This is a genomic window from Clostridium isatidis (assembly GCF_002285495.1).
Taxonomy (GTDB): Bacteria; Bacillota; Clostridia; order Clostridiales; family Clostridiaceae; genus Clostridium; species Clostridium isatidis.
On the sequence record NZ_CP016786.1, the window covers coordinates 2,332,437 to 2,353,203 of the forward strand.

The following is a 20,767-nucleotide window of genomic DNA, read 5'->3' on the forward strand; positions in this document are numbered from 1 at the left end:
ATAAGGGGATTGTCACGGACAATCCCCTTAAAATATTTACATTATTTTTCCCATTGCCATATTTTTTAAGTTATCCTTTATCTCTTTTAGATTTCTTCCCACTGTACATTCAACAGAAGCAGAAATTGCTCCTTCAACTAGTGGAAGGTCTATAATTTCTACCTTAGCTCTCATTTCTTCAGGAAGCATTTCTAGAGCTATTTCAGTATTCATAAATGCACTTCCTAAATCAAATAATATAAGCACTCCATCATCAGAATAAACCTTTTCTATAGCAGAAATTATTTTTTCTATGTCTGTTCCCAAACGTCCATCACAAGTTCCGCCAGCTGCCTCAATGGAAACCTCTGGCGCCATTTGCTTAGCAAGTTCCTTAACCCCTTCTGCTATCTTTTGACTATGTGATACAATTACCATGCTAACCATAAGACTATCCCTTCTAAAAATTAATTATATTTCCTTGTATATGGTATCTAATATCAAATAACTAGATGTTGCTCCAGGATCTTGATGTCCAATACTTCTCTCACCTAAGTAACTTGCTCTTCCCTTTGTAGCCGCAATAGTTTTAGTGTATTCAACTCCTTCTCTAGCGGCTTCCTTTGCCTTATAAAGACATTCCTTACTGCTTAATCCTTCTTCTATAGCCTTTGACAAGACATTTAAGGCTGGTTCTAAAGCATCTATCATAGTTTTTTCTCCAGCTTGTCCTTTTCCTCTCATTTTTATACCTTTCAAGGCTTCTTCCAAGATATTTTTAAAATCCTTAATATCTATTTCTTCTTTTCCATTTACAGCCATAGCTGCCTTCATAAAAGCTGTTCCATATAGGGGACCTGATGCTCCTCCAACATTGCTAACAAGAGCCATACCAGTAATTTTTAATATGTCGCCTATATTTTTCCCTTCATTATCTCTTAACTTTTCTCTTACTGCAAACAAACCCTTACTCATATTTATGCCATGGTCTCCATCACCTATAGCTGCATCTAATTCTGATAAAAATGCCTTATTATTATCAATTACATCAGCAATTTTATTTAATATCTCTATAACTTTTTTCCCATTTATACTCATAATATTCCTCTTTTCTAATGTATCATAATAACTTTAATGCAGGAGTATCTGCAGGTGCATCTAATAATTCCTTTAATTCATCATCTAATTTTAATATCGATACTGAACAGCCTGCCATTTCAAGAGAAGTCATAAATTCACCTACAAAGGTCTTATAAACTTTAATACCTTTACTAGTTAAAATTTCATTTACCTTCTTATTAACTATATATAGTTCCATTAAAGGTGTTCCTGATAGGCCATTAACCATAACTGCAACTTCAGAACCTTCCTCTGGCTTCATATCTTCTAATATTCTATTTACAAGATGTTCTGTTATTTCATCAGCAGTTTTAATAGTTTCTCTATGGGTTCCTGGTTCACCATGGATTCCCATTCCTATTTCAACTTCATCTTCTCCTAGGCTAAAGTTTGCTTTTCCTGCTGCAGGAACTATACAAGAACTTAGTGCCATTCCCATACTGCGGACATTATCGATAACCTTTTCAGCAACAGCCTTAACTTCTTTTAAAGAAGCTCCTTTTTCAGCCTTTGCACCAGCTATTTTATGAACAAATACTGTTCCTGCAATTCCACGCCTTCCTGCTGTATAAGTACTATTTTCAACAGCAACATCATCATTTACTATTACACTTTCAACCTTTATTTCTTCCATCTCAGCCATTTCTTTTGCCATGTCAAAATTCATTACATCACCAGTATAATTTTTAATTACTAATAAAACTCCCTCACCGCTGTCAACTGCTTTTATAGCTTCATAAACTTGATCTGGAGTTGGTGATGTAAATACTGCTCCTGCTACAGCTCCATCTAGCATCCCCTTACCTAAATAACCTGCATGGGAAGGTTCATGTCCACTTCCTCCACCACTAACTAGAGCAACCTTACCCTTAATTGGTGCATTCTTGCGAACTAAAATATTGCCTGCATCAAGCTTCCTTAAATATTCTGGATGAGCAGCCACCATACCAGCTATCATATCCTCAACAACATATTCAGGCTTGTTAATCAGTTTTTTCATAAATTCTCCCCCTTAATTTTATAAAAAATTAATTAGTTTCTTCTCTAACTAATTAAAGATACATTATAGTTTATAAAATTAGTAAGCAACATATTCCATATAATGTTTAATTTATTTACTTACAACTAGCGATGAATTTGTTATAATTATTTCAAATAATAAACTACTGGGAGAAATAGAAATGTCTTACATTAAAGAAAATTATACTGATAATCTTGAAAATGAATTAAGATACTTAAAGCTTTTATCAAAACAATATCCAACTATAGCAGATGCCTGTATAGAAATAATAAATTTGCAAGCTATTCTAAACCTTCCTAAGGGCACTGAACATTTTTTATCAGACATACATGGTGAATATGAACCTTTTATACATGTATTAAAAAATGCTTCTGGAGTTATAAAAAGAAAAATACAAGATATCTTCGGCAATTCTTTAATGGAAGAAGAAATAAAAAGTCTTGCAACATTGATTTATTATCCAGAACAAAAATTAGAACTTATAATAAAAAAAGAAAAAAATATTGAAGATTGGTATAAGGTTACCCTATATAGGCTTATAGAGGTTTGTAGACGTGTTTCTTCAAAATATACCCGTTCTAAGGTTAGAAAAGCTCTTCCTAAGGACTTTGCATATATCATAGAAGAACTACTGCATGAAGAAAGCAATAATAGCAATAAGGAAAGATATTATAATGAAATAATAAAAACTATAATAAACATAGGTAGATCTAAAGAATTTATAACAGCAATATGCAAAGTAATTCAAGATTTAGTAATAGATAGACTTCATATTGTAGGAGATATTTTTGATAGGGGCCCTGGTGCAGATATTATTATGGATACCCTTATCAATTATCATTCTGTTGATATTCAATGGGGTAATCATGATATAGTTTGGATGGGTGCCGCTGCTGGAAGTGAAGCCTGCATTGCAACTGTTATAAGAAGCTCTGCCAGATATGGCAACTTAGCTACCATAGAAGATGGTTATGGAATTAGTTTACTACCATTGGCTACCTTTGCTATAGATTTTTATGGAAATGATGAATGTTTAGAATTCAAACCTATTATTGAAAATGATAAAAATTATAGTGATAAGGAAATAAACATTATATCAAAAATGCATAAGGCAATAGCTATAATTCAATTTAAGCTAGAAGGAGCAGTAATTAAAAGAAGACCTTATTTCTCTATGGAAGATAGGCTTCTGCTAGATAAAATTAACTATGAAAAAGGTACAATAAACCTAAATGGAAAAGAATACAAATTAAAGGATACTAATTTTCCTACTATCGACCCTAAAGATCCATATAAACTTATACCAGAAGAAATTGAACTTATAGAAAAGCTTAAGTCGTCCTTTTTAAATAGCGAAAAACTTCAAAGACATGTTAGTTTTCTATTTGCAAAGGGGAGTTTATATTTAAAGTATAACTCAAATTTATTATATCATGGCTGTATTCCATTAAATGACGATGGAACTTTTAAAAAGGTCAGAATAGGTGCATCTGGTAAAGAATATAGCGGTAAGGCTTTACTAGATAGGTTAGAAATTATAGTTAGAGAGGGATATTTTCATAAAGATAATCCAGAGGCTAAATTATATGGAATGGATATGATTTGGTATCTTTGGAATGGTTCTTGCTCGCCTCTCTTTGGTAAAGATAAAATGACTACCTTTGAAAGATATTTTATAGAAGATAAAGAAACTCATATTGAAAAGAAGAATCATTATTTTGATTTAGAAGACGATGAAAAAGCATGTAATATGATTTTTGAAGAATTTGGATTAGACCCTAAAACTTCACATATAATTAATGGACATGTCCCAGTTAAAATAAAAAAAGGAGAAAGTCCTATAAAAGCAAATGGGAAACTCTTAGTTATAGATGGGGGATTTTCAAAAGCTTATCAAAGTCAAACTGGAATTGCAGGCTATACCCTTATATATAATTCTTATGGATTATCGTTAGTTTCTCATGAGCCCTTTGAATCTACTCAAAAGGCCATTGAAGAAGAAAAAGATATTCTTTCAACTAGAGTAATATTAGAAACAGAGGTTGAAAGAATGAGAGTAGCAGATACAGACATTGGCAAGGAATTAAAACTTCAAATAGAAGATTTAGAAAAACTTTTAAATGCATATAGAACAGGGTTAATAAAGGAACAGATTTAAAAATCCTATAAAAGACAGCAGATAAATTTGTTTTTATACAAATTTATCTGCTATATTTAAAGTAATTTCACTAACTTTGTAATAAACTCTTCTGCTTTTTTAAAGTCCTTCTCATTTGGATGCCCTTGGGATAACTTACCTAAGAAATCAAAAATCTTATTATCAGAAAACTCTTTTGCTATAAAACTTCCTTTGCAGGCAAAACTTCCTTTAATAATAGCTCCCTTTTCCTTTAGCAATTTAAGCAGCTTATTATTATAAAACTTCATACCAACTCCGCTAGTTGAAAATACAAAAACATTTTTGCCCTTTAAATTTAATCTATCCACTAGTTTAAAAAGTTTTGGAGCCATGCTTTCCTTGTATACCCCAGAGCCAAAGCCAATTAAATCGTAATTCTCTAAATTAATATCCTTAGTACTTTCAATATTTATTAAATCGCAGTTAATTTTTCTAGCAAAAACCTTTGCAAGTTTTTCAGTATTATGCTTATAATTTGAATAATAAAGAATCAAGGCTTTCATATACATTTTCTCCTTACTTAGTTCTTAACTAAATTATATTATCTAGCCGCCTCAATCATTCTAACTGCTTCTTCTAAATTACTTACAAAAAAAATATTATTACCCTTGTTACATTCATAAATAAAATCATGCAGCGGCTTGCTTGTGTACTTAGAAAAGTCTCCAATAATAGCTAGCTTAGTAAAATAATTAGAGAATTTTTGCAGAACTTCACCAGCTACCCCGCTGCTAAGTATAAAGAATTCTTCACATATCGCATGTTTATCTAAAATAATTTTACTACAATCTTTTTCATATATTACTGTCATTATAAGATCAAGAGCAGATTGGGCGTCATATATTAATACATCCTTGCTTTGAATATATACTATATCATTATTTTTCCCTAAAAAAGTGTAATTCATTTATTAATTCCCTCCTTTTATTTGTTCTAAAATTGTATCTGTAAGATTTATCAGACTATGTCCACCTTCAGGAAAATATTTATTTTTGCATTCGGAAGAAGTTTCTTCATTCTATCAGCAGTTTCCATAGAATTCAGAATTATATCTTTTTTTCCATCAAATAAGAATACCGGCTAGTTAACCGTCTTATTTCTTCATCAGTAAAAATCGGTATAGGCTCTTTCCTAATGTTAAAATTTTTACCCATTAACACTTGAAATTTAAAAAATACTTCAGGTATATCAAAATTACCATTAATAATTTTAAATAACTTCCTTACTCCCTTTTCTCCAAAAAGCATATAAAATAAGGCTATAAATACAAATTTCTTATTTTGACTACCTATCCCTGAAAGACATATCAACACTAATTTATCAACCCTTTCCGGATATCTTATAGCAAATTTAGCAGCTAGCCATCCCCCTAAAGAAGTTCCATTGAATTCATACTACTTCCATGTAATAGAAGCATGGGTGGATTATTAATATCACCAGCAGCTATGCAAAAGGTGCTGCCGTGACGAGTATTTACATAAAATCTTTCATGTGGTATTGTTGGTGCTTCAAGAAGCATATCATACTGTTTAAGAACTTCTTCTTTCCCTTCCTGCGTCTTGAAGGCATTTTTATATTTCATTTGTCTTCCCCCCTTATTTTAAACTTAAAAACCACTCTTCTGCTTCTTTAACATTATTAACTAATTTAATAATTTGATTCTTTTCACTTTCTACAATTGATGCTTTAAATTCACTTTTTAACTTATTTATATTATCAATTACAATTCCAGCTTTAATGTGGTACATAGTAAATTTTTGAAGTAATGATGCCAGAAGTCCTACTTTAGGATCAAAGAATTCCTCTGAAAGTGCTTCAAAATCTAATAAAACAAATTGACTATTATTTTCTGCTAATGCAGTAATTATATCTAAAATATCTTTTTCTCTTTCAAGTTTATTTTCTGAAGCAGTAAGATGAAGGTAAGATATTTTACCAGTGCTCTTTACATCATACTTCAGAACCTTACTATTATTTTTTTCTTTATTATTAGCCTTTGTTTCTTCATTTTCAGCTAAATCATTTTCATTTGGAATATTAGATATAGCCTTTCTTAAATCTTGAATCCAGACAAGTTCATTTTTATATGTTCTTTGAATATTATCATTGATATAAGTCCATAATGTATTTTCTAAGGCAGTCCTATCTGGTGAAAATTTTGCAGCCTCTTTATTGTTTTTTACCATTAATAATTGACTTTTAACTTGGCTTTCATATTCATCAATAAGATTATTTAATTCCTTACTATTTAACATACTAGACCAGGCAAGATGAACAAGAAATGGCTTTTTTATTTCGCTATCTCCTACTGGTGAACTAACCCATTCCTTCAAAGCTGTAAGACCTCCATCAGTTATTTCATAGATTTTTTTAGTTGGAGACCCTTCTTCATACTTCAGCTCATTTTTTACAAACCCCTTATTAAGTAATTCTGTTAGAGCTTTATATATTTGATTATTATTTCCTGACCAATACATAAAATCAGAGTTTTGAATGATCTTCTTTAAATCATATCCGGTCATTGGCTTATAACTTAGTATTCCCAAGATTGCATAGTTAATTGACATATTAGCTCCTCCACTACATCTTTAACATATGTTAATAGTAACATATGTTAGTAGCAGGGTCAATATAATAAAATTATTATATTCATAAAAAAAACGGTTAAAGTAAATAATTTCACTCTAACCCTTTTTAATTCTTCTTATTCATTTAAAATTCTTTTAAGCCACTTTTCTATATCTTCTCTAACAACTTGTCCGCTTACATCAATGCCTGGTAGAATTTTAGCTTTTAAACACTCTTTAGCTATATCATCTTGAATTTCTCCAAGGCCTCCTCCACCGCTAGTGGAAAAAGGAATTATAGTTTTTCCTTCAAAATTATGATTTCTAATGAAGCTCCTAACTGGTGGTGCCATTGTTTTAAACCAGTTAGGTGTACCTATAAATATAGTATCATAATTATCTATTGGCTCATTGCCAGATAGCAACTTAGGGCAAAATCCCCTAGCAATTTCACTTCTAACTTCCTTAGCAGCTGTATTATAATTAAAAGAATAATTCTTTTCAGAAATTAGCTCTCTTATATCGCCGCCAGTTTGCCTTGCTATTTCTAATGCAAAGTTCTTTGTATTTTGAAATAGCGAGTAATAAACTATCAATATTTTGCTCATTTGTATTATTTCCTTTCTAAACAACCAACTATTTATTACAATATTCTAAAATTGCTTTATAAATAAAATCACTTAAATCTTCTTCCTTATACTTTTCTGTTTCTCCATATACTAATTTAGCTTCACGATAATACTGTTCCTTCAATTCTAGAACTTCTGAATTTTTAAATATACTTAAATTAAATGGCTCTTCACCTGATAAGTAATCATCTACAGCATTAATAATTTCTTTTAATCTCTGCTGCTTTAATATTAAAGTTTATTAATTTTATCGTAATAATGTAGTGTTCTTGGAGTTATACCTGTTATATATGAAACATCTTTAACAGTTAATAATTGTTTTTTCATTTTAAAACTCTTTCTTTTGTTTGTTTTTAATACTCTATATTGTAAACTATGACGCAAGGTCATAGTCAAGTACTTATTCTAATTCATTTAAAAATTCCACCATAATTTCAATAAATTCATCTGGCTTATCATAGTGTATATCGTGACCTGGAGTGTCAACATTGACTCTTTTCCCCTTTTCTAATAGGCTGACTACACGATCGGTATCTTCATCTGATAAGGCTGCTAATAATAAATCACCATCATAACTAGTATTGGCCTTAATAAATACTGTAGGACTTTTTATTTTTGATAAGACTTCTTCTTGATTATAATCTTCAAACCAGCTGTTATCATAGAAAGTTTCTCCAAATCTTTGATCATAAGGATAGGTTACAACTTCAAACATCCTATTTATTTGTGGTGGTAAATACTTTACATGAACAGGTTCATTAGGGTGCTTTTCATGATAGCTTACTGCACTTTTTGAAATAAAATTCCAAATCTTTTCTCCAAAGATATTTTTCCAATAACTTCTTTCTAAACTATATTTAAAATAATCTTTCTCTTCACTTTGATTTTTAAAATCCTGATATAATTGAAAACCATAAACCCATGCGTAAGTCTTTTCCCTTCTGCCAGCTTCTGTTGCAAAGAAAGGTGAATCTTCAATAACTGTTCCTAAGATGCGATCTGGATAATAGGCAGCCATCCATGCAGCAATCATTCCCCCTGAAGAATGGCCTGAAACAACTACTTTTTCTCCAATTTCTGTATCAATAAATTCTATAAAATCTTTAGCCATTTCTTTAGCTGAGTACTTTTCTACCTTCCATTCTGATTCCCCATGTCCATGACAATCTATAGCATAAACATGATAATGTTTTGATAGTTCCTCTAATACCTTAGCATAATCTTCCCAAGTCATTCCTTGGCCATGTATTAATAAAAGTGGCGTTTTTCCATTATCAGGCCCTTCTCCATAATTTAACAGAGTACCATCTTTTAATTTTATCTGCCTTTCTATAAAACCTGCTTTAGCTATCTTTTTTAATGGTTTCTTAATATAGGTTACATTATTATAAAAATATGAACCAATTATAAATAGTATAATCCCTAAGATTATAATTAATATTATTTTCTTTTTCATATTTACCAATCTCCTATTCTTAAATTACTATTCTGTACATTCTTCTGCATTATAAATTGCTTCTATAAAATGCATTAATTTTTCCTGCTTCATCAAAGCAAGACCTTGACTTTCATCTCCTAAAACCAGCAAACTATCACCAGGAAAAATGTTAAATATCTCCCTAGCCTTTTTAGGAATTACAATCTGCCCTCTTTCACCAACCTTTACTATTCCAAAAACATGCTTTCCCTTTGGCTGAGGACCTATTTTATCTTTATCGTTAGAATAATTCACTAAATCATCTAAACTAACTCCATAAAATTCTGCTAAAGCTAAACAATTATTAATATCAGGAAGACTTTCTCCACTTTCCCATTTTGCAACAGCCTGTCTTGAAACACCAATTTTATCAGCAATTTCTTCCTGAGTATATTTATATTTCTTTCTTAATTTTTTTAAATTCATACTTATCATATTAATCACATCCTTTGATTTAATGATATATTAGTTATTATCTCTATTCAACCAACCAGATATAACAGCAAATGTTATTATTAGTTTACATATATTTATTCATAAAAAAAGAAGAGTTAAGCAACTCTCCTTTTTATCACTATTAATTTAAAGTATGGCCTTTATAATAAATTTCTTCCCATCTTTCTCTTGTTAACAGCATGTTAAGAGCATCTATCATTTCTCCTTCATATTCTAAATCAGCTTTATCAATACTATCTAAAATAAATCCTGCTTTTTCATATACTCTTTGTGCCCTTGGATTGAAGGCATAACCCCCTAAAGTTAACTCTTTTAGATCTGTATTTAAAAAGATATAGTCACGTACTAAGATTGTTGCCTCTGTTCCTAATCTACGGTTTCTTCTCCTAGGACCTATAAGTATTCTAAAATTCATGCTATGTTTAATTTCATCATATTCATTTATGGCTAATTTCCCAACTACTGTATTGTTAGCTTTATCTATAATTACAGGATCAAGGCGGTCAACTTGCTCATTTCTTGTATTATACCAATTTATTAAAAATTCCTTAAATTTATCACATTCCTCTCCCTCAGTTTAAAGTTCTTGACCTTAACATGCTAAAAATATACATATTTTTTATTATATCATAGGCTAAAGCATAGATATATAATAAAAAACTCAGAGCATTTCTACTCTGAGCTAAAAAATGATATTTATAAAATGATGATAAAAGGGGTATCATGTTAGTTATAAGTTTTTATATGTTTAAATCTATTTCTTTTTAATAGCTACTCTCCATACTTCTGGGCCTTCTTCAAGGTATTCCCATTCAAATTTTCCAGCATATTCTGCTGAAAATTGATAGTATAATGGTTTTGGATCATGATCATTTAATAATTCCATTTCTTCACCATTATTCAAATTATTAAAAGTATCAAAAATAACTGCATGTTTATCCTTTGGTTCATAAATACGTGCATCTACTTGTGATTTAAATCTTGACATCTTATTTACCTCCAAAATGAACTTTGTAAATACATAGTATTACTAAATGCCAAGATTTTATGTGATTTGAATCACATCTTTAATTTATTCCATTCTGGTTTTAATTGATTTATCCATTTCATTTCTATTTCCCTACATTTTTCTTTTGTTGGTAATATTACAAAACTTACTGATATTTTATCTCTATTAGCTTTAATCTCTTTCTCAGCTAAAGTTCTCCCCTTTAAATTATATAATCTATCAAATTCTTTTCTTAAGCCATTTTCTGCTCGTCCTACATATTTTACTCCATCTAGATATAGCTTATAACAGCCCATAGATGTTGAGGCCTTTTTGCTAGCTTCTTCTAAGCTTAATGATAAAACCCCTGCTCCTTTTATTTTATCTATTATCTTATTAAACATATTCTCTCCCTTTTCTTTAATTATTTTTTCTATTATTAATTTCTATTTTATAGTTTAATTTCCTTTAAATATTTCTTAATCTATATAAACAACTCAGAGCTTCTGCCCTGAGTTTGTATAATACTATTAGTCTACTTTTGAATAAGGTAAGTTACATATCTAACTATACTCCTTGGGAAAACTTTTCCTCCAAAAGCTATAGTTTTATTCTTGAATCCATGAACTGCAACTACTCTTCCCTTCATTAATTTCTTATATCCGTATTCAGCAACTTCTTTAGCTGTGGCATTTTTTAAGTTCTTAAAAAGGCCTGAACTTTCAAGATTTGCCTTTTCTTCAAAATCTGTTTTTGTTGGTCCTGGGCATAAAGCAAGTACTTTTATATTAGTATCTTTAAGTTCAACAGATAGGGCTTCTGTAAAAGATAGCACAAAAGCCTTAGTAGCATAATACACTGCCATTAGAGGGCCTGGCTGAAAGGCTGCTAGGGAAGCTAGATTCATTATTCTTCCTCTATTTTTTTCTTTCATATCCCTTAAATATAGATAAGTCAGTTTTACTAAAGCCATTATATTAACATCTATCATTTCTTCCTGCTTTTTTAAATCTAAAGAGGCAAACTCCCCAAAATCCCCAAAGCCTGCATTGTTAACTAATATTTCTACTTGTATATTTTTTTCTTTTGTAAACTTATATATTTCCTCTGCTGCTTCCCTTTTATATAAATCCTTAGCTAAAACTTCAGCCTTAATTTTATGTTTTCTTTCTAACTCTTCTTTTAAAGATAATAACTTCTCCTCATTTCTTGCAACTAAAAGAAGGTTATATCCTTCCCTTGCAAATATTTTAGAAAATTCAAGGCCTATACCGCTAGATGCTCCTGTTATTAATACTACATTTTCCATATTATTTCTTCACCTATCTTTAGCATATTTTCATGTATTTTTAGTTTTTATTCTATAAATATTTTTAACTTTTTTATTGTTTCAATTCATTATACTTCTTTTCTACTTATTTTCTTATCTTAAGTATATATTACCATGCTTTTCAAGTGGTTAAAAATAGTTATTATTAATACTATTAATGAGACATTCAAGCAAAATAAATTCAAAAAAAAGAGCCAAGCAATTATTTTACTTAACTCTTTTAACTACTATTTCGTAAGCTTAACAACCGTCTCAGCAGTAGATTGCTTCCAATCAGGCTTCTCTTCTCTTGCCTTCTTGGGCAATCCTTGTATGGGTGGCAGTAAAAAACTTACTTAGTAAGTTTAACAACTACCTCAGCATGAGGAGTATTTGGAAACATGTCCTTAACTATAGTCTTTTCCACTTTGTATCCTGCTGCTGTTAAGTCTCTTAAGTTTTCAACTAAGGTTTTAGGATTGCATGATACATAAATTATTTCCCTGGCATTAAATCTTATTACATATTCTAATGCCTTTGGACTTACACCACTTCTTGGTGGATCTAAAATAATTATATCTGGTTTATCTTTAACTTTCTTAATTGTTTCTGCAACATCTCCTGCTATAAATTCGCAGTTAGTTAAGTTATTTAATTTAGCATTTTCTTTAGCAGCTTCTACTGCCTCTTCTATAAGTTCTAAGCCAACAACCTTTTTTGCCTTAGCTGCTGTTATTTGACCTATTGTACCTGTTCCACAATACAAATCAAATACAACTTTATCATCTGCTTCTCCCATAAAATCTCTAACTATGCTATAAAGGCTTTCTGCTCCCTTAGTATTAGTTTGAAAGAAGGAGAAAGGTGATATTTTAAATTTAAGACCTAATAAGTCTTCTATTATAAAGTCCTTTCCATATAGTAAATTAACCTTTTCTGGAACTACTGCATCTGAAAAGGAGTTGTTTTCTGTATGTAATATAGATACTAATTTTCCCTTATAATTTTGTGATATTAGAATTTCTATATATTCACTTAAATCAAAATCAATTTGACTTGTAGTTACAAGATTAACCATCAATTCTCCTGTATTTATGGCCTTTCTTATAACTAAATGCCTTAAGTAACCTTCTCTTTTCATTACTTTATAGTATGGTAACTTTTTATCTCTAAAATAATCAACTGTTGCTTTTATTACTCTTCTAAAGTCTTCATCAACAATTAAACATTTATCAACAGTTATTATTCCAAAGGACTTTCCCTTCATATGCATTCCAAGGGTTAACTCTCCACCCTTTTCTAAGTCTCCGAAGGTAAACTCCATTTTATTTCTATATTCCCATTGTTCTTGACTACCTACAACTCCTAAGTATTCCCCCATATCTACATTAGCATCTTTAAATAAGTTTTTTACTTCCTCACTTAATAGTTCTAATTGTTTTTCATAAGTTAAATTTTGTGATGTACATCCACCACATACTCCAAAGTACTCACAAGGTGCATCTATTTCATATTCTGCTTTTTCATCAACAGATAATAGTTTAAGTTCAGCATAACCTTCCCTTTTTTTCTTTACTCTACCTGAAACAATTTGTTCAGGAAAGGCTCCCTTAACGTATATTTTCTTTCCTTCTAACTCACCAATTCCAACTGAAGGAAATTCTGTTTTATCAATTTTAACTTGTACTGTACTTCCTTTTCTCATAGTGTCTCCTAATCATTATATTTTAAATTTAGTTTCTCACCTATAGTTTTTTCTAACTTTGTAGAAATTAATACTGGTCTATATAATACATTAACTATAATATAAAGTAAAAATAACATTTTCTCTCTATCTGTAATATAGTATCCTGCTAGACCTATTAAAAAATCAAAAACTACTAATACTAATAAAGCAATAGCAATTGTTATTGCTTGATCTATTATAGATACAAAAGCTTTTTTTAGAAATTTTACAAACTTTCCTTCCTTTTGTATTTTTACACCTTCTTTAAGAATTTCTTCATTTGAGTTTTCATACTTATCAATTTTTTCTAATCCTTCATTACTGCTCAAAATATGCTCCTCCTGTTATTTAGTTCTTTTTAATACTAAAATCATATACTTTTGAATCTAATTTATATAATAAATAATCATCTTTTATAGTTATAATTTCTACCAAACCATCTAAATTACTTTCTATTGTTCCATTTGTATTTTTATTTTTAACTATATCTATAATTTGATTGTTTATTTCAGAGTAATCTCTTTCAGAATTATTAGTCATTGCTTCTGAAAATGCTGCCATTGAAGTTTCTTTAAAATCAAATTTATCTTCGGCTTTTATTTGATCTAAATCTAATTTGAAGCCCATTTTTAAATTAAGACTTCCTCTTGATAAATCTTCACCAAATATTTTAAAACCATAATACATGCTTTCAAGTCTATTTGGTTCTGGATTTAGGTTATCTAAATATATATGATTATCATTTACAGTTTCACCATTTTCTTCTGTTACTTTTTCTTCTTTATTATAGTCTAATCCATAAAATAAAGCTTGTTCTTCCATTCTTACAAGTATTTCTGAGTGAAATTGACTAACTTCATCTCTTGTATAATCTTTAGCCCATTCTCCTTCACCAATAAAAGCTTCTTCCTGCTTATTCTCTGTTTGCGCCTTATTATCAGTTGATTTATCTGCAGCGTCTTTTACTGAATTACTACATCCTGCTATAGATACCGCTAACGTTACACTTACTATAATCGGTAATATTTTCTTTAGCATACTAGTTCCCCCTAGTCTTTCTTTTTTATCTATCAAATTTCAACTTATTATATCACTAAAGGTATTATTTTTAAAGACTTTGTCACATAACTGTCATATTCTAAGGCATTTTAAGGAATACTTCCTAAAAAAATTTTAAATTGTTATTGAATCCTTCAATTTTTCAAATGTCTTTTCTCCTATTCCTTTTACATTTTTTATTTCTTCTATGGATTTAAATGCTCCATTCTTTTCTCTATATTCAATAATACTTTTTGCTTTAGTTTCTCCAATTCCATTTATTTTAGTTAGCTCTTCTAGAGAAGCAGTATTAATATTTATTAGCTTTTCACTACTTTCATTCGTTTCTCCATAAATAATTTCACTTTCTCCTAAAAAATTTTCTTCACTAGAATTTTTATTAGGAATTATTATAAGCTGGTTAGGATTTAACTTAGCAGCTCTATTTATTTTATCTATATTTGCTTCAGATGTAAGACCTCCAGCTTTTTCAATTAAATCTTTAATTATGCTTCCCTCTTCCATTTCGTAAACATCTGGATTTTTTACTTCTCCCTTTATTTCTACTACTATTGTGTTTTTGCTTTCTTTTTCAATAGATAAATCATTTAAAGCATTATAATCTTCTGAAATTGTGCTTACAGATTCTTCAACAAATATATCTTCCATATACTCATCCATAAATACCTTAGACTTATTATCTCTATAAAAGTAAATAGAAAGAACTATAAATATAAAAGCTAAAAATAAAATTATAATATTTCTTATTTTTATATTTTTCAAGTAATTATTCATAGGCCTCCCTCTAATTTTTTTATTATAATTCTTAACCTTTTTTAATAAAAAATAACTGTTTTACTCATTTTTCTTAAGGAAAGGTGGAATAGTATTCATTTTTCTGTTAAAATATTTTCATGTGAGTATAAATACAGATTGATTTGGGAGATATAATATGAGAAAAATATTTGATAATATGTTAAGGGTATTTTTATGTACTATTTTTTTTATTTGTTTTTCAGGGAGCATAATAAAAGCTGAAACTGCTTTACCAGAAGTTTATTCTGAAGGTGCTATTCTAATGGATGGAAAAACTGGAGATATTCTTTATGGTAAAAATGAGCACGTTAAATTTGAGCCAGCTTCTACAACTAAGGTAATGACAGCTTTAGTTGTTTTAGAAAATACAAAGCTTACTGATAAAGTTACAATAGGCATAAACCCTACTCTTGTTGATGGTTCTGCCATAGGAATTGCAGAAGGAGAAGTTTATACTGTTGAAGAACTGTTAATAGGACTTTTATTAGAATCCGGAAATGATTGTGCTGAAGCCTTAGCAGAGCATGTTGCTGGTTCTGTAGAGAAATTTGCAAAAATGATGAATGAGAAAGCTAGAGAAATTGGAGCATTAGATACTACTTTTAAAAATCCTCATGGACTACATGAAGAAGGTCACTTAACAACAGCCTATGATCTAGCTCTTATAATGAATGAAGCAACTAAAAATGAAGATTTTGTTAGAATATCAAGAATAGATGCTCATAAATATGAAAATCACCCCTTTTCTAATGGTGATGAGAAGTGGGCTATAAATAGAAATCAACTCTTTAATGAATATACTTATTATTATGAATATGCCTATACCGGTAAAAATGGTTATACTCCAGAGGCTAACCATACATATACAGCAACTGCACTAAAAGATGGACAACTGTTAGTAGCTGCATTTTTAAATGCTACAGAAAAAGATAACTTTTATTCAAATATAGGACCTTTATTTAACTATGGTTTTGATAATTTTGAAACTGTTAAATTAATAAATAGTAATGAAGTTCTTACTAGCTTAAATATTGATGATGAAAATGTTCTTCCTTTATTATCAAGCAAGGATGTTTATTATACTAAGCGTCGTTTAGAAAGCACTCCTTCTTATAATATTAATTATGATAGTAACTCTATTAATCCAGAAGAAATAGATGTAATTAATAAAGGAGAGGTAATTTTTACTGCTACAGTTAATGTAAATGGAAAGACAGTTTCTTCTATAGATTTATTAAGTGGTGCAAGTTATGAAAACACATCGATATTAAAATTCTTTAAAGACTTAAATTTATTAAATATTGCGCTTTATATATTAATATTAATACTCATACTATATATAATAAGCAGCATAGTCCAATCTATTAGATATAAAAAGGTTAGAAAAAGAAGACCAAAATTTAGAACTAGAACAAGATACAGATAAAATCAGTTAGTAGTGCTGAGTGTGAAGTGTGGAGTTTGGAGTTTGGAGTTTGGAGTTAAGAATTGTACGAATATAAAAAGGAAGATGATTTTTATTCAAGTAAAAATCATCTTCCTTTAATTTTTAAGGGGCTTAGATTCCAAACTTCAGGCTCCAACTCCACACTCCTAACTCCTAACTATATTTCACTCCTAACTGAATTATTTTCTCATTTTTTCTATAAGCTTTTCCATATCTTCTGGAAGTTTCGCTCTAAGACTTAATAGTTCTTTTGTTCTTGGAGATTTAAAGTCTAACCCATAAGCATGCAGTGCCTGCCTATTTATAATTTCAATATCTTCTTCATATCCATATAAGATGTCTCCATATATTGGATGGCCTAAATGACTTAGGTGAACTCTTATTTGATGAGTTCTTCCTGTTTCTAGAAGGCATTCAACTAAATCTCCTTCCTTAAACCTTTCTACAACTTTATAATGAGTTATACTTTCCTGTCCTCTATCATCTACAACTCTTTTTATTGTTCCTTCTTCTTCAGGTCTATATATAGGTAGATTAATAGTTCCCTCTAATTTTTCCATATGCCCATGTACTATTGCAAGATATCTCTTTTGAAAATTATCACTTTTCATTTCCTTAGATAATTCCATATGAGCATATTGATTTTTGGCAATGATTATAAGACCTGATGTATCCATATCTAATCTGCTTACTAGTCTTACTATACATTTTTGATTAGTTTCTTGAAAATAATACATAAGGCCATTAGCCAAAGTTCCAGATTGGTGCCTTTTAGTTGGATGAACTACCATATTTGGCCTTTTATTTACAACTATAATATCTTCATCCTCATAAACAACTTCTATATCCAGTTTTTCTGGGGCAATATTTTGACTTTCTTCTTTATCTAGTTTAATTAAAATATTATCATTTTCCCTTAAAATATAATTCATCTTTACAGCTTTATTATTTACAAATATTCTTTTATCTACTGAAGCCCCCCTTATAAGCCTTGAAGATAATCCTAGATCTTCCTTTAAAAACTCCCTAATCTTCCTACCTTCAAAGTCCTTTGGAACTTGTTTTTTTATTACACTCATAGTACCTCCCAATAAAAATTGACAATTGACCTATGTCAATTGTCAATTGATTAGTTTTCTCCAAAAAGATTGTAATCTGTTCCTAATAAAATTACTATATCGTAATCTGCATACTCCTCATCAGTTTTTTTAGAGAATTTATCTATCTTTATATCTCTTGATATTAAATTTTTATAATCATTATTTGCAAGTTGAATTACACTTTCTTCTGTTGGATTTCCATTTCCAATATCAACATTTACATAACCTAAAGAAATAAGTTCATCTCTTGCATTTCCAGCTAAACCATTTATTTGTGTTCCATTTAAAACTAATATTTTTATATCTTCTCTTTTGATTGAACTTGTTAATACAGAATCTGCTTCATTTTCAGAATTAATAGCATTAATTAATTCTCTATTCATATCATTATAGACTACATAAAAAGATTGTCCATATATATCTTCATTTACTCCTTGCAATGTATTCATTACTATATCCGAAGAATTAAGCTTAATTATTTTTAACGCTAAAGAAGTCATTGTTTTTGAATCCATATTTGTTCTTACATTTTCACTTATAATATTAAGAATTTCAGGAATTTTTAAAACTATTGATGGACTTAATGATTTTTCAACTAGTTTTTTCATTAGAGCATGTTGGTTGCTTATTCTGCCTATATCACCATCTGCAAGCCCAGTATCATCATTATTTTTTCTCCATCTAAAGAATTCCTCAGCTTTTTGTCCATCTAAATGCACCGTTTCTCCTGCATTAAAATGTATGTGTAAATCTTGAGCATCATCATCATAATACATATCCTGCTCTATATACATTTCCACTCCACCTAATGCATCTACAATATTTCTAAAAGCCTCATAATCTACTTCTACAATATAATTTATCCTTGTTTCTAATAAACTTTCAACATGTTTTATTATTTCTTCCTGCCCACCTATAGCATAGGCAGAATTTATCTTCCAATATCTTTGATATTCTCCAGTATCTAAATAGGCATCAACTTCAATTAGAGTATCCCTTGGTATTGATACTACATTTACCTTCTTTGTATTTGGATTGTAATTTACTAACATTATAGTATCAGTTCTTCTTGCAGAAGTATTATATTCATTTTCTACATCACCGATATCCATACCTAATAAAAGTATATTAACTGGTTCAGTAGAAGAAGCTGGTTCTACTGCTTCTCCCAAAGTATTAGTTTTAAGACCATTTAAAAAGGAATAAACATAACCAATAGTTCCTAAAATGATTACCGAAATTATTGAAACTATAGTAAATATTATTCTCCTTCTTTTTTGTTGTTTTTTTCTTTTTATCGCCTCAAGCCTTCTTCTCTTTTTTCTTTCTGCTATAGCACTACTATCATTTCTTCGAAGATTTTCGTTGTTATCCATTTTTACCCCACTCCCAATTTTGTCTTATTAAATAGTGTCTTTATTTAGCAATAAATAATTTCTAGCCTTTACACTATTTATATTAATAGGAAATCCCTTATCTAATAGATATTTAAGACTATGTGTTAAACAATTTAAAAGCCCTTCATTTAAATCTTTAAAAGCTGTTTCTCTTAATTTTTCTATTCCATTAAAATTTCTTCCAGGCTCTATCATATCGGCTATATATATGATTTTCTCTAACTTAGTCATATTTTCTTTTCCTGTTGTGTGCCATCTCATTGCACTTAAGATTTCTTCATCTTCTATTTTAAATACTTCCCTACCTAAAATTGGGGATACCATAGCATGCCAAAGTTCTGGTGCCTTTTCCTCATCTGCTGAAAGGACTATATTATTTTTTTCTATTAATTCCTTTAAGTCATATATAGTCATATTTTTAGCTATATCATGGCCTAAGGCAGCTATCTTTGCTTTTTCTATATCTATATTATTAATTTCTGCAAGCTTAATTGCTGTTTCCATTACTCTTAAAGTATGGTTATATCTATTTTCAAGTAAATTTTCTTTTAGATATTGTTTCATTTCATCTATTGTAAGCATATAATTCTCCTCAAATATAATTTATTATAATCTCATCTTATTTATATATTCTATTTTCTATTATAAAATCAAGAACTCCCTTTGGAAGAAAAAAATCAACCCTTTTTCCTTCTTTTATTCTTTCTCTTATCATAGATGATGAAATTTCTAAATTAATTATATCTAAAAATTTTATATTTGTATTAAATTTAATATTAATTTTATTTTTCTGATTTATTAAATCTTTATCATTATATCCAGGCCTATTAAAAACTACAAAATTTGAAAGTTCAAATATTTTACCTGGATTATTCCACTTTTCTATATCCATTAGGCAATCTGCACCAGTAATAAAATAAAGCTTATTATCTTCGCATTTAAAGTGTTCTAAAGTTTCATGGGTATAACTATACCCATTTTTTAATATTTCATAATCGCTTACTTCAAAATCCTCAAAGCCTTCTATAGCTCTTTTTACCATTTCATATCTTAAGGAAGCCTCTAAAATATCTTCGTTCTTTTTATGAGGAGGACTTCCTGCCGGCATAAATATTACCTTATCTAATTTAAGTTGCAATTTAGCTTCATATGCAATATATAGGTGAGCTAGGTGGACTGGATTAAAAGTTCCACCTATAATTCCTATTTTTTTCATATATTTATACCTTTATGGTAACTCTATCTTTGGCTTTTTTGAGGATTTTCTATAAAGAACTATTTTGCTTCCTATAGCTTGAATTCCTTCACATCCTAGCTTTGAACATATTTCATCTGAAACTTCTCTTGCAGCTAAACCGCTATTTTCTAAAACCTTTATTTTTATTAATTCTCTTGCTTCTAAAGCATCATCTATCTGCTTTAAAAAATTTTCTTCTACTCCATACTTTCCTACTTGAAATATTGGATCCATATTATTTGCAAGACCTCTTAAAAAGGCTCTTTGTTTGCTTGTTATCAT

General features: G+C 29.4%; 25 protein-coding genes and 1 pseudogene. 2 read left to right on the forward strand and 24 right to left on the reverse strand.

Annotated elements, in window-relative coordinates:
- Positions 1 to 36: 36 nt before the first annotated feature.
- From dhaM to dhaK, 3 genes are read right to left on the reverse strand one after another with little or no spacing between them, the layout of a single operon-like run.
- Positions 37 to 426, reverse strand: a complete 390-nt coding sequence (dhaM, locus tag BEN51_RS10965; protein ID WP_119866096.1) for a dihydroxyacetone kinase phosphoryl donor subunit DhaM — start codon at positions 424 to 426, stop codon at positions 37 to 39.
- Between the two features lie 24 nt (positions 427 to 450).
- Entirely contained in the window at positions 451 to 1,077 is a 627-nt protein-coding gene (dhaL, locus tag BEN51_RS10970) for a dihydroxyacetone kinase subunit DhaL (protein ID WP_119866097.1), read from the reverse strand.
- A 22-nt stretch (positions 1,078 to 1,099) separates the two neighbouring features.
- Positions 1,100 to 2,098, reverse strand: a complete 999-nt coding sequence (dhaK, locus tag BEN51_RS10975) for a dihydroxyacetone kinase subunit DhaK (protein WP_119866098.1) — start codon at positions 2,096 to 2,098, stop codon at positions 1,100 to 1,102.
- Positions 2,099 to 2,279: 181 nt separating this feature from the next.
- Between dhaK and BEN51_RS10980 the strand changes: the two genes are divergently transcribed.
- Positions 2,280 to 4,277, forward strand: a complete 1,998-nt coding sequence (locus BEN51_RS10980) for a fructose-1,6-bisphosphatase (protein ID WP_119866099.1) — start codon at positions 2,280 to 2,282, stop codon at positions 4,275 to 4,277.
- 56 nt (positions 4,278 to 4,333) lie between these two features.
- On the opposite strand, the gene BEN51_RS10985 is transcribed toward BEN51_RS10980, so the two are convergent.
- From BEN51_RS10985 to BEN51_RS11060, 16 genes and pseudogenes are all read right to left on the reverse strand, one after another.
- Positions 4,334 to 4,801 (reverse strand): flavodoxin family protein, encoded by a 468-nt coding sequence (locus BEN51_RS10985; RefSeq protein ID WP_119866100.1) that lies wholly within the window; start codon positions 4,799 to 4,801, stop codon positions 4,334 to 4,336.
- A 38-nt stretch (positions 4,802 to 4,839) separates the two neighbouring features.
- Complete coding sequence (locus tag BEN51_RS10990) at positions 4,840 to 5,205, reverse strand: DUF4180 domain-containing protein (RefSeq protein ID WP_119866101.1); 366 nt, start codon at positions 5,203 to 5,205, stop codon at positions 4,840 to 4,842.
- A gap of 462 nt (positions 5,206 to 5,667) precedes the next feature.
- Positions 5,668 to 5,880, reverse strand: a complete 213-nt coding sequence (locus BEN51_RS14050) for a hypothetical protein (RefSeq protein WP_236906210.1) — start codon at positions 5,878 to 5,880, stop codon at positions 5,668 to 5,670.
- Positions 5,881 to 5,893: 13 nt separating this feature from the next.
- Complete coding sequence (locus BEN51_RS11000; protein ID WP_119866102.1) at positions 5,894 to 6,865, reverse strand: DUF4180 domain-containing protein; 972 nt, start codon at positions 6,863 to 6,865, stop codon at positions 5,894 to 5,896.
- Between the two features lie 137 nt (positions 6,866 to 7,002).
- The gene (locus BEN51_RS11005) at positions 7,003 to 7,473 is read right to left on the reverse strand and encodes a flavodoxin (RefSeq protein ID WP_119866103.1); all 471 of its coding nucleotides are present in this window, start codon (positions 7,471 to 7,473) and stop codon (positions 7,003 to 7,005) included.
- Between the two features lie 252 nt (positions 7,474 to 7,725).
- On the reverse strand, positions 7,726 to 7,821 hold the full coding sequence (locus BEN51_RS14055) for a MerR family DNA-binding transcriptional regulator (protein WP_236906211.1): 96 nt from the start codon (positions 7,819 to 7,821) through the stop codon (positions 7,726 to 7,728).
- 73 nt (positions 7,822 to 7,894) lie between these two features.
- Positions 7,895 to 8,950 (reverse strand): alpha/beta fold hydrolase, encoded by a 1,056-nt coding sequence (locus BEN51_RS11015; RefSeq protein ID WP_119866104.1) that lies wholly within the window; start codon positions 8,948 to 8,950, stop codon positions 7,895 to 7,897.
- A gap of 27 nt (positions 8,951 to 8,977) precedes the next feature.
- Positions 8,978 to 9,406: a helix-turn-helix domain-containing protein gene (locus BEN51_RS11020; RefSeq protein WP_119866105.1), complete on the reverse strand. Its 429-nt coding sequence runs from the start codon at positions 9,404 to 9,406 to the stop codon at positions 8,978 to 8,980.
- Between the two features lie 142 nt (positions 9,407 to 9,548).
- Positions 9,549 to 9,971, reverse strand: a pseudogene (locus BEN51_RS11025) (GNAT family N-acetyltransferase); the annotation flags it as partial.
- 210 nt (positions 9,972 to 10,181) lie between these two features.
- Positions 10,182 to 10,415, reverse strand: a complete 234-nt coding sequence (locus BEN51_RS11030) for a DUF2249 domain-containing protein (RefSeq protein WP_119866107.1) — start codon at positions 10,413 to 10,415, stop codon at positions 10,182 to 10,184.
- Positions 10,416 to 10,486: 71 nt separating this feature from the next.
- Positions 10,487 to 10,819 carry a hypothetical protein gene (locus BEN51_RS11035; RefSeq protein WP_119866108.1) on the reverse strand — a complete coding sequence of 111 codons (333 nt, stop codon included), beginning with the start codon at positions 10,817 to 10,819 and terminating at the stop codon, positions 10,487 to 10,489.
- Between the two features lie 131 nt (positions 10,820 to 10,950).
- Positions 10,951 to 11,724: an SDR family NAD(P)-dependent oxidoreductase gene (locus BEN51_RS11040; protein WP_119866109.1), complete on the reverse strand. Its 774-nt coding sequence runs from the start codon at positions 11,722 to 11,724 to the stop codon at positions 10,951 to 10,953.
- Positions 11,725 to 12,076: 352 nt separating this feature from the next.
- Positions 12,077 to 13,429 carry a 23S rRNA (uracil(1939)-C(5))-methyltransferase RlmD gene (gene rlmD / locus BEN51_RS11045; RefSeq protein ID WP_119866110.1) on the reverse strand — a complete coding sequence of 451 codons (1,353 nt, stop codon included), beginning with the start codon at positions 13,427 to 13,429 and terminating at the stop codon, positions 12,077 to 12,079.
- Between the two features lie 8 nt (positions 13,430 to 13,437).
- The gene (locus tag BEN51_RS11050) at positions 13,438 to 13,779 is read right to left on the reverse strand and encodes a hypothetical protein (RefSeq protein WP_119866111.1); all 342 of its coding nucleotides are present in this window, start codon (positions 13,777 to 13,779) and stop codon (positions 13,438 to 13,440) included.
- Positions 13,780 to 13,798: 19 nt separating this feature from the next.
- Entirely contained in the window at positions 13,799 to 14,488 is a 690-nt protein-coding gene (locus BEN51_RS11055; RefSeq protein WP_119866112.1) for a hypothetical protein, read from the reverse strand.
- A 135-nt stretch (positions 14,489 to 14,623) separates the two neighbouring features.
- The gene (locus BEN51_RS11060; RefSeq protein ID WP_119866113.1) at positions 14,624 to 15,283 is read right to left on the reverse strand and encodes a helix-hairpin-helix domain-containing protein; all 660 of its coding nucleotides are present in this window, start codon (positions 15,281 to 15,283) and stop codon (positions 14,624 to 14,626) included.
- Positions 15,284 to 15,440: 157 nt separating this feature from the next.
- Between BEN51_RS11060 and BEN51_RS11065 the strand changes: the two genes are divergently transcribed.
- Complete coding sequence (locus BEN51_RS11065) at positions 15,441 to 16,730, forward strand: D-alanyl-D-alanine carboxypeptidase family protein (RefSeq protein ID WP_119866114.1); 1,290 nt, start codon at positions 15,441 to 15,443, stop codon at positions 16,728 to 16,730.
- Between the two features lie 200 nt (positions 16,731 to 16,930).
- On the opposite strand, the gene BEN51_RS11070 is transcribed toward BEN51_RS11065, so the two are convergent.
- Genes BEN51_RS11070 through yhbY form a run of 5 tightly spaced genes read right to left on the reverse strand, consistent with a single transcriptional unit; the run spans position 16,931 to position 20,767 of the window.
- A complete protein-coding gene (locus BEN51_RS11070; protein ID WP_119866115.1) occupies positions 16,931 to 17,830 on the reverse strand; it encodes an RluA family pseudouridine synthase in 900 nt (299 codons plus the stop codon).
- Between the two features lie 50 nt (positions 17,831 to 17,880).
- A complete protein-coding gene (locus BEN51_RS11075; protein ID WP_119866116.1) occupies positions 17,881 to 19,227 on the reverse strand; it encodes an LCP family protein in 1,347 nt (448 codons plus the stop codon).
- Between the two features lie 27 nt (positions 19,228 to 19,254).
- Positions 19,255 to 19,830, reverse strand: coding sequence for a bis(5'-nucleosyl)-tetraphosphatase (symmetrical) YqeK (gene yqeK / locus BEN51_RS11080; RefSeq protein WP_119866117.1), 576 nt, complete (start codon positions 19,828 to 19,830; stop codon positions 19,255 to 19,257).
- Positions 19,831 to 19,867: 37 nt separating this feature from the next.
- Complete coding sequence (gene nadD / locus BEN51_RS11085) at positions 19,868 to 20,464, reverse strand: nicotinate-nucleotide adenylyltransferase (protein ID WP_119866118.1); 597 nt, start codon at positions 20,462 to 20,464, stop codon at positions 19,868 to 19,870.
- Positions 20,465 to 20,476: 12 nt separating this feature from the next.
- A complete protein-coding gene (gene yhbY, locus BEN51_RS11090) occupies positions 20,477 to 20,767 on the reverse strand; it encodes a ribosome assembly RNA-binding protein YhbY (protein WP_119866119.1) in 291 nt (96 codons plus the stop codon).